This is a genomic window from Simiduia sp. (assembly GCF_058345725.1).
In genome coordinates this window covers 1-6,256 of the sequence record NZ_JBTUOC010000093.1, presented here as the reverse complement: position 1 = coordinate 6,256, position 6,256 = coordinate 1, and the positions used below count along the sequence as shown (strand labels likewise).

Sequence of the window (6,256 nt, the reverse complement as noted above, 5' to 3'; positions counted from 1 at the left end):
GCCCACGGCCCCGCCGAGCACTAGCGCCAAAGCAATAGATTCCCAAAGTTTTTCCACACCTAACCGCGCAATCCAAACCACTAACACCAGACTAACCAATGCCGCGATAGCGGTAAAAAACCAACGCTGCCAGCCGCCTTGATCGCTCAAGAAACTGAATGCGGCACCGGGATTGTGCAGCAATGTCCAGTCCAAAAAAGGCGTCACGTAAACGGGCACTCCGTAAGTCAGGTGCGCAGAAGCAAGACTCTTGGTGTATTGATCGAGCACTACGGAAACGACCACCAAGATGAGGCTAATCCAGTGGCCCTTGTGCAGTTTTCCACTAAGCATAATGGCGTTCTTCCCCACCACCTGCCACGTTTTCTACGCAGCGTCCGCACAACTCTGGATGCTCTGCATGGCCCACTTCCGGCCGGAAATGCCAGCAGCGGCCGCACTTGGCGTGCTGTGATTTAATCGCCAAAACTTTAAGCCCCGACATCTCCGTAGCTTGTGCGCCGCTTTCCGCTTCCGCTAACGGTTTCAATGCTGCTTTCGACGTAATCAAAACAAAGCGCAACTCATCTTGCAGTGTTTGCAATACCGAATACAGATCAGCATCGGCGTACAGGGTGATTTCTGCAGACAGCGACGCCCCCAATACACCGGCAGCTCGGCGTTCTTCCAGCACTTTATTAACCGCTGTTTTTGCCGCGGCAATTTTCGCCCAGGCGGCCTTGCTGACAACGCTGGATTTGCTCGCCTGCGGGAAGGCGTACCACTGATCCACAAACACCGGTGCAGCTCGATTACCGGGAATAAATTCCCACATTTCGTCGGCAGTAAAGCTCAGTATCGGCGCGATCCAGCGCACAAATGCTTCAACGATATGGTACAAAGCAGTTTGCGCCGAACGGCGAGGCAAGCTGTCGGCCTGGGTGGTGTACTGCCGATCTTTGATGATATCTAAATAGAAACCACCCATATCCACCACGCAGAAATTGTGAAGCTTCTGGTAAATTTGGTGGAACTGGTAATTGTCGTAGGCGCGCACGATGTCGGCCTGCAACTCTGCAGCGCGATCAACCGCCCAGCGATCCAGCGCCAACAAATCATCCATGGCCACCTGATGCTGCGCTGGGTCAAACCCGGACAGGTTCGACAGCATAAAACGCGCCGTGTTGCGAATCCGGCGATAGGAATCGGCTGTGCGTCGCAAAATCTCATCGCTGACACTCATTTCCGCACTGAAATCGGTAGCGGCCACCCAGAGGCGCAGGACATCGGCGCCCAAGTCATTCATTACTTTTTGCGGAGGGATGACATTACCGATGGATTTCGACATCTTTCGACCATTTTCGTCCACCGTAAAGCCGTGGGTTAATACCGCCTTGTAGGGCGCAGCATTGTTAATGGCCATGGCTGTTTTTAGCGATGACTGAAACCAACCTCGGTGCTGATCCGAGCCCTCAAGGTATAAATCGGCCGGATACTGGAGCTCTGGTCTGCGGTGTAATACCGCGTGATGGGTCACGCCAGAATCAAACCAGACATCCAGGGTATCCACTACTTTGGTGTAATGCTCGGCATCGTCACCCAGTAATTCTTTTGCATCCAGATCGAACCAAGCATCTATACCCTCTTGCTCTACGCGTAGCGCAACCTGCTCGATCAGCGCCTGAGTATTTGGATGCAATTCTTGGGTATCTTTGTGCACAAATAACGCAATGGGTACGCCCCATGTCCGCTGGCGGGAGATGCACCAATCCGGCGAAGAATCCAACATTGAATCAATGCGCGCGCGCCCCCAATCCGGTACCCACTGCACCTTTTCGACGGCGCCTCGCACGCTGTCGAGCAGGCCTTTTTGTTGCATACTCACAAACCACTGTGGCGTCGCCCGAAAAATTAACGGTGTTTTTGTGCGCCAGCAGTGAGGATAGGAGTGGGTGATTTTACTGTGCGACCAAAGCGCGCCGCGCTCGCGCAGCAGCTCAATCACCTTGTCGTCGACTTTGTACACATGGTCGCCGCCGAAATACTCCACCTGCGGCCGATAATTACCATTGTCATCAATGTAATTAAGGGTGCCAATATTATTGGCTTTGCCCACCACAAAGTCTTCCATACCGTGATCGGGCGCCGTGTGCACACAGCCAGTGCCCGCATCGACGGTCACGTGATCACCCAAAATGACGGGCAAGCGCTTATCGTAAAATGGGTGCTGCAATTGCAGGCCCGCCAGTTTTTCACCCGGTACGCGGATCAGTACGCCATTTGCCTCGCAATCATTTTGCTTAAGCACCGACTCGTACAGCGCCTCGGCCACCAACACGCGCTCACCTCCGGCCTGAACCAGGACATAATCCAATGTTGCGTTCACACTGACAGCCTGACTTGCCGGCAGAGTCCAGGGCGTGGTCGTCCAGATAACAACCGACACATTCCCGCTACCGGGCAAGCCGTCCAGACGCACCGTTAAATCGGCAACATCGGCCACGGGGTAGCGAACATAGATAGAGTTTGACGTTTTATCTTGGTACTCGACTTCGGCCTCAGCCAACGCCGAGCCGCCCACCACACTCCAGTACACAGGCTTAAAGCCGCGCACCAAATGGCCGTTCTCCGCTATGCGTCCCAGGGCTCGAATGATGTCGGCTTCAAATTTATAATCCATCGTGAGGTAGGGGTTGTCCCAATCACCCAGCACTCCCAAACGGATAAAGTCGGCCTTTTGCCCTTCCACCTGCTTGGCCGCGTATTCGCGACACTTCTTTCTGAATGTTTTGACGTCGACCTTAGCGCCCGCTTTACCCACTTTCTTTTCCACATTGTGTTCGATGGGCAAGCCGTGACAATCCCATCCGGGAATATAGGGTGCATCAAAACCACTCAGGGTTTTGGATTTAACAATAATGTCTTTTAAAATTTTATTAACTGAGTGGCCGATATGAATGTCGCCATTGGCGTAGGGTGGGCCATCGTGCAAGATAAATTTTTCCGCACCGGCCCGCGCCTTGCGAATGGTTTCGTACAACTTACCATCCTGCCATTTTTTCAGCGTCTGCGGCTCGCGGTTCGCCAAGTTTGCCTTCATAGCAAAGGGCGTGGCTGGCAAATTCAATGTGGACTTATAGTCGGTCATATTCAGGCCAAAACAGTTAAATATTAAATAGAATTGAAATAGGTCTTTCCCGCGCAAATATCGGCTTGTATCTGCTGCTGCAGCATTGCCACAGAGTCAAACTTTTGTTCTTCGCGCAGCTTTTTACAAAACGTCACCTGCAATCGCTTACCGTAAATATCGCGATTAAAATCAAACAAATGCACCTCGAGTATTGGCTTGGCGCCGTCCTCCACCGTTGGCCTCACACCCACATTGGCCACGCCCGGCAGCAGCTCGCCGTCCACTTCGGCGACAACGGCAAACACGCCTGATAACGGCGAGCGGTAGCGATGTAAATGCACATTCGCCGTGGGCGCGCCAATTGTGCGGCCCAGCTGCTTGCCGCGCACCACACGACCGCTCATACAGTAGGGGCGCCCAAGTAGCTGTTGTGCAGTGTCAAAGTCCGATTGTTCGAGCAGCTCGCGAATCCGGGTGCTACTCACCCGTGCATTGTGCCGGCAAAAGGTGTGGGTATTGCTAACGGTAAAACCCGCCGCCTGCCCCGCCGCTTGCAAAAACGCAAAATCGCCTGCGCGATCACAGCCAAAGCGGAAATCATCGCCCACCACCAAGTGCTTAATCGCCAGGCCTTCCACCAGCACCTGCTGCACAAACTGCTCAGCGGTTAAATGCCGTAGCTGTTTGTTAAACGGCAAACAGACAACCAGGTTAATCGCCTCGACAAACAGTGCCTGCACCTTGTCGCGCAAGGTCATCAGCCGAGCGGGCGCCCGCACGCCGGAGAAATACTCGTGCGGCTGCGGCTCAAAAGTCATAGCCGCGGCCGGCGCCTGTAGCGCCCGGGCTTTCGCCACCAACTGCCCCAACATCTGTTGGTGGCCTAGGTGCACGCCATCAAAGGACCCAATAGTCAGCACCGCGCCCTGGTGCTGCGGGCGCACATTGTGAAGTCCGTGGATAAAAGCCTGTTGATGCACAGCGAAAGCCCAGCTTGAACAAGGCGGCAGTATACCCCAGGCCAGATCGCCTGGGCACCCGCCGCCAGGGCGGAGGGTTAGCTCACGATATCGAGCAACTCAACATCAAAAACCAGGGCGGAGAAAGGCGCAATCGAAGCACCGGCGCCACGCTCGCCGTAGGCTAGTTGGTGCGGCACATACAGGCGCCACTTGGAGCCCACCGGCATCATTTGTAACGCTTCAGTCCAACCGGCAATCACACCGCCAACCGGAAATTCCGCCGGCTGACCGCGCTCGTAGGAGCTGTCAAACACATCGCCGTTAATCAAAGTACCGTGGTAATGGGTGCGCACGGTCGAGCTGGCTGTGGGCTTGTCGCCCTTGCCCTCGGTGATCACTTCGTATTGCAACCCCGAGGCCAGCGTGACCACACCCTCGCGCTTAGCGTTGTCCGCCAGAAAGGCTTCGCCCTCGCCCGCAGCGGCCTTGGCCTGCTCGGCCTGCTTGGCGCGCATGCGCTCGCTGATCACCTGAAATGCCTGGTGCAGATTTTCTTCAGATACCTGCGAGTGCTTGCCGGCCATTAGATCAGCCAGCCCTTCAACCACCGCATCCGCAGACAGGCCATCGAAAGGATTTGACATTAACTGCTCCCCCATTTGACGGCCGATACCATAACTCACCCGCTTTTCAACACTGTCGAACTTTTCTGAATCAGACATTACAAACTCACCACTCAAAGGGCCAACAGTGTACCAGAGCCACCGGCGCCTGTGGACAGGCCGATCGAGCCAATTTAGTGAATTCGGTGGGGCGACAGCTCGATGGCCTCTAACCGGTTACCCAGCACGGCCACAAGGCCGCCATTGCGGTCTTCACCGGTGGCAGTAAATTCGAAGCTATAAATGCGGCGCACGCGCAGCCACCCTCGGCCGTCGCGCCCCAGCGTCAAGCGGTGCAGCACAACGGTGCTGTCGAGCAGCTGCACGCCGTCCGCCTCGCAACGCCGCTGAACCGCCTGCACCGTCACCTCTTTGATGCGCGCCACCTGCAAGGTATACCAGCCAAACCAGCAGAGACCGAATACCAGTACTAGGTCGGTCAGTTCAAGCATCGCCAGACTCGTCGGTGTTGCCGATCAGCACCTTGTAGTGCTCGGCGTAATCCTGTAAATCCTCAAACAGTAACTGCTTAAACTGAGCGGTATAGTCGGTAAGTGACTGCTCACAATCCTCTTTGAAAGACGCTCGATCTAAGGAGCTTGCCGCCAAGGCGTAGGCGTTAAAACGGCTCGCCGCGCACAGCAACGCGCCCCCCACCTGAGTCAGCGGCAGCGCATCGCCCGCCTGATTGGCCTGCTCGATAAAAGATTCCACCAGCGCCCAGAAAGCCTCATCGTTGTTCGCCATGACGACTCCTTAATGATTACGTAAATGTTTTAGGCGCAAGCCCAGCAAGGCCAGCACCCCCAGGTAAACGATCAGGCCAGTACTGCACAAGCCCGCCAGCGCCAATACGCGCTGCCACCAACTAACAAGCGCCCAGTCTGGCGCCCAGTGAAGCCCGCCAATCAGCACCGCCAACAGGGCGCCATTTGCCAACGCCAGGCGCACCAGCTGTGGGCGCCACTCGGCATCCGGTGTAAGCACTTGCTTGCGCCTGAGCCCTCTAAACAAAAGCCAGGCGTTTAATAGCGCCGACGCAGATGTGGCCAACGCCAAGCCCACATGGCCAATCTGATCATAGTGGTGCAGTGGCACGACAAACGCGATATTCAAGCCCATGTTTGCCACCATCGCGATCACCCCAATGCGTACAGGGGTCTTCATGTCCTGGCGGGCGTAGTAGCCCGGCGCCAACACTTTAATCAACATGAACGCCGTCAAGCCCGCTGCGTAAGCCTGCAAACTCAAAGTCGACATGGCGATATCTACCGCCGTAGTCTTTCCGTACATAAACAGCGTGGTCAGTATCGGCCCGGCCAGCAACCACAGCGCCACCGTTGAGGGCAAGGCTATCAACAGCACCATGCGCAGCGACCAGTTCAAGGTACGGTTGAACTTCTCTGGGTCAGCGCCCACGTGCTGGCGCGATAAACTGGGCAGAATCACCGTGGCAATGGCAACCCCAAACACACCCAAAGGCAACTCAGCCAGCCGGTCCGAGTAGTACAACCAGGAGACAG

7 protein-coding genes are annotated in these 6,256 nt (G+C 55.7%); all 7 read right to left on the bottom strand.

Features of this window, described 5'->3' with window-relative positions:
- On the bottom strand, window positions 1–333 hold a 333-nt coding region (locus ACW8F6_RS17685), incomplete at its 3' end, for a signal peptidase II (protein WP_491577213.1).
- On the bottom strand, window positions 326–3,127 hold the full coding sequence (gene ileS, locus ACW8F6_RS17680; protein WP_491577212.1) for an isoleucine--tRNA ligase: 2,802 nt from the start codon (window positions 3,125–3,127) through the stop codon (window positions 326–328). The genes ileS and ACW8F6_RS17685, both read right to left, overlap by 8 nt.
- Window positions 3,128–3,150: 23 nt before the next feature.
- Window positions 3,151–4,089, bottom strand: coding sequence for a bifunctional riboflavin kinase/FAD synthetase (gene ribF / locus ACW8F6_RS17675; protein ID WP_491577211.1), 939 nt, complete (start codon window positions 4,087–4,089; stop codon window positions 3,151–3,153).
- Window positions 4,090–4,166: 77 nt separating this feature from the next.
- The gene (gene bamJ, locus ACW8F6_RS17670) at window positions 4,167–4,793 is read right to left on the bottom strand and encodes a BamJ family beta-barrel-assembly machinery protein (protein WP_491577210.1); all 627 of its coding nucleotides are present in this window, start codon (window positions 4,791–4,793) and stop codon (window positions 4,167–4,169) included.
- A gap of 74 nt (window positions 4,794–4,867) precedes the next feature.
- A complete protein-coding gene (locus ACW8F6_RS17665) occupies window positions 4,868–5,185 on the bottom strand; it encodes a DUF3301 domain-containing protein (RefSeq protein WP_491577209.1) in 318 nt (105 codons plus the stop codon).
- On the bottom strand, window positions 5,178–5,480 hold the full coding sequence (locus ACW8F6_RS17660) for a DUF3144 domain-containing protein (protein ID WP_491577208.1): 303 nt from the start codon (window positions 5,478–5,480) through the stop codon (window positions 5,178–5,180). Before ACW8F6_RS17660 ends, ACW8F6_RS17665 begins: the two co-directional genes overlap by 8 nt.
- Window positions 5,481–5,489: 9 nt before the next feature.
- The coding region (gene murJ / locus ACW8F6_RS17655) for a murein biosynthesis integral membrane protein MurJ (RefSeq protein ID WP_491577207.1) at window positions 5,490–6,256 on the bottom strand (767 nt) is incomplete at its 5' end.